The organism is Candidatus Phytoplasma australasiaticum subsp. ipomoeae, from assembly GCF_024425275.1.
Taxonomy (GTDB): Bacteria; Bacillota_I; Bacilli_A; order Acholeplasmatales; family Acholeplasmataceae; genus Phytoplasma; species Phytoplasma australasiaticum.
This window is the reverse complement of the sequence record NZ_JALQCV010000001.1, coordinates 1-2913: the sequence shown is the minus strand read 5'-3', so window position 1 is coordinate 2913 and position 2913 is coordinate 1. Positions and strand designations below refer to the sequence as shown.

3 protein-coding genes are annotated in these 2913 nt (G+C 20.6%); all 3 read right to left on the bottom strand.

Translation table 11 applies throughout. The annotated features are described in order from the left end of the window. Nucleotides 1-709 precede the first annotated feature (709 nt). The 3 genes from NQK76_RS00015 to NQK76_RS00005 all read right to left on the bottom strand — a co-directional run bounded on the left by NQK76_RS00015 (nucleotide 710) and on the right by NQK76_RS00005 (nucleotide 2827). Entirely contained in the window at nucleotides 710-1411 is a 702-nt protein-coding gene (locus NQK76_RS00015; RefSeq protein ID WP_255872568.1) for a hypothetical protein, read from the bottom strand. Nucleotides 1412-1636: 225 nt separating this feature from the next. Next, nucleotides 1637-2041, bottom strand: coding sequence for a hypothetical protein (locus tag NQK76_RS00010; protein ID WP_004994575.1), 405 nt, complete (start codon nucleotides 2039-2041; stop codon nucleotides 1637-1639). A gap of 147 nt (nucleotides 2042-2188) precedes the next feature. Further along, entirely contained in the window at nucleotides 2189-2827 is a 639-nt protein-coding gene (locus tag NQK76_RS00005) for a hypothetical protein (protein ID WP_255872569.1), read from the bottom strand. Nucleotides 2828-2913 lie beyond the last annotated feature (86 nt).

Sequence of the window (2913 nt, the reverse complement as noted above, 5' to 3'; positions counted from 1 at the left end):
TAATAAGAAGTAAAATAAAATATTTATTACGCATAAAATAATTATGAAGTACATTCTACTATATTGTTGGAATAATAATTTCCATATTTGATTATTAATCAAATAAAGATTTTTTAAATATTGTTTCCATTAAGTTAATAATTTTTTTTAGAGAAAGTTAATTGTTGTTCAGATATTTTATTATAGAAATATATTTTTTTAACATTATTTTGTAAAATATATTTTTGTTTTGTTGCATAAGATTCAGAAGTTTTTTTAGCTTCAGTTAAATCCGAGATAGCTTGATATCTAGTTGTAATGATTTGTTCCCGATACCGATGACTTTATTTTTAGCAGTTTCTAAATTATTTTTGTCAGTTTCTAAATTTTTTTCGAGTTAAACCATGTATTTCTTGATCTTTTTTGGCGATCTGTGGATTTAAATCTGTTTTGCCATGATAACTATTCTATTTAATTGATTTATGATTTGTAAACTTATTTATAATAATTTAATGAGTTAACTATATCCTTTTACAAAATTAAATTTTTTTAACTTTCTAAAATGCAAATAGTTATAAATAAAAATATATCCTCCGATACAAATAAAAAATAATTTCTTAATATTATCACCAAATAATAAATTTGGTTAATGATATCACAATGACTAAATATTGAGGGGGGGGTGTAAACTTCATTATAATATACTCTCTTTGTATAAGAGATTCTTGCTTTAATTATTAAATATATTATTTTTTTGGTATAAATTATTGTAATAATATCTACCAAATATTAAATTCCATTGTTTTATAGTTTCAAAATCAGCATCATTTATAATATCATTTATTGTTTCCCAATTTATATTATCTATATTTTCAGACATTGTATAGTCGGTACTTAAATTTAACATTTCATCTTTTTTTTGTAATGATAAATTATCTATATTGTTTTTATTAAATGCTATATATATTTGTTGCGGCGATAAATTTATAATTCGCAAAATTTTATTTAATAGTATTTTTTCATCATTATAAAGTTTATATTTAACAAAAATAAAATGAAGTTTTTTTATAGTTTCATAATCAGCATTATTTATAATATTATTTATATTTTCCCATTCCTCAGATACATTTAACATTTTGTCTTTTGTTTGTTTTTTTAATATTTGATATATTTGTTTCGGTGATAAATTATTTATATCTTCTTTATTTAATTCATTTAATATTATATATATTTCACGAGGAGATAAATTAATTATTTCCAAAGTTTCGTTTAATTTTCTTTTTGTATAAAAGAATTTTAATGCTCGTTTTAAAGGTGCTAATTGGGCATTTACTTCATCCTGGAACAAATCTATCGTTTTAAAACCTAACATAGCTGCACTAATTTGGGCCATTAACAAAGTATTTTTTAAAATATTTTTTACAAAATTCACTATTTATACATACTCCTTTATTTTTTTATTACACAAATTTATTAATAAAATAACATGATATTTAGGCCTCTTTAATACCCTAAAATCTTTATAATAATATGAATCAAAAAAGTTATAAATAAAAAAAATTATCTCACCAAATACTCCCTCCTGCAAGGGAGTATTTGGATTAATAAATATGTTTTTTTATAATATTAACAACAATAAATATTTTATTAATTATTTTCAAAATTCTTCGTAAATACTTTGTGCTTCACTATTTATAAATGAATATTGTTTAATGAAATTATTTAATATTAAATCATCTTTTATGTACGCATTAATTTTTTCTTTTAATTCATTGATAATAATATCATTTTCTTTTTCTATAATAAGCTCTGAATCATTACTATCATATTGTAAATCGATGTATTTCTTTAATCTTAGAATTGTTTCATTAATTAAATCATCTAATTCTAAATTTGTTAATTTTAAATTGAATTTTTTCTCGAATTTTGCCTGAATAGAAAAATTTAATGCTGGATGATATAATTTTAAATCAAGTTGGTTTTTTGATTTTTGAGCTATTTTTTCAATAACAAAATCATATAATTTTAAATCCTTAATTTTATTGTTTAAATCTATAATCATTTCTTCAGTAATTGCATTATATAAATTGTTATAATTTGAATTTAAATGTGAAATGAATCTTTCTTGTAATTCTGGTATTACTTCATTTACTAATGGTGAGATTCCAGGTTTTTTGATTGATAATTAAAAAAAGATTTTAATATTTTTTCATTTTATGAATCCTAATTCTGATAAAATTGTTTGCATTTTCATTTCTTGTTCATTATAATTGATCAATTGTATTAAATTTTCATATAATTCACAAAGAATATTTTTTTTATCGTTGCCATCTGGTAATGTTTGTATTTCTTGTTCAATTTCTATCATACGATATCTTATTTTATGAATGGTATTTTGAATTTTTAATATTTTTTCTTCATTAGTTGGATTATTTTCAATTAAATTTGAATCACTTTTTTCAAAATTATTCGAATTTATGACTAAAGCTTTATTATGACTTGTAGTAAGCTCAATTAATTGTAGTAAATTTTTATTTAATTCAAAAAGTATATTCTCTTTAACCTTTTCGTCGGATAATTTTTTTATTTCTTGTTCTATGATTATTATTTGTAAAGCTTTATTATGATTTATAGTAAACTCCATTAATTTTAGTAAATTTTGGTTTAATTCATAAAGTATATTACCTTGAATATTTTCGTCTGGTAATTTTTTTATTTTTTGTTCTATAAATATTATTTGTTGTTTATTTATATCAATTAAATTTTTAATTTTTAATATCTGTTCATCAATACTTAAATGTTTTTTACTTAGATTTTGATCAATTGTTTCAGAATTACCCGAATACATAGCTAATCAGAATCAAGTTATAGCTATGTATTCGGGGAGGTCTGAAAGAGCGGAAGAGCTCACGTCTGAAGTCCAGTCACATGCTA

Bases quoted from the DNA above. Each gene is read 5' to 3' on its own strand.
- NQK76_RS00010 (WP_004994575.1), bottom strand. From the start codon at position 2,041: ATGATTATAGATTTAAACAATAAAATTAAGGATTTAAAATTATATGAT.
- NQK76_RS00005 (WP_255872569.1), bottom strand. From the start codon at position 2,827: ATGTATTCGGGTAATTCTGAAACAATTGATCAAAATCTAAGTAAAAAA.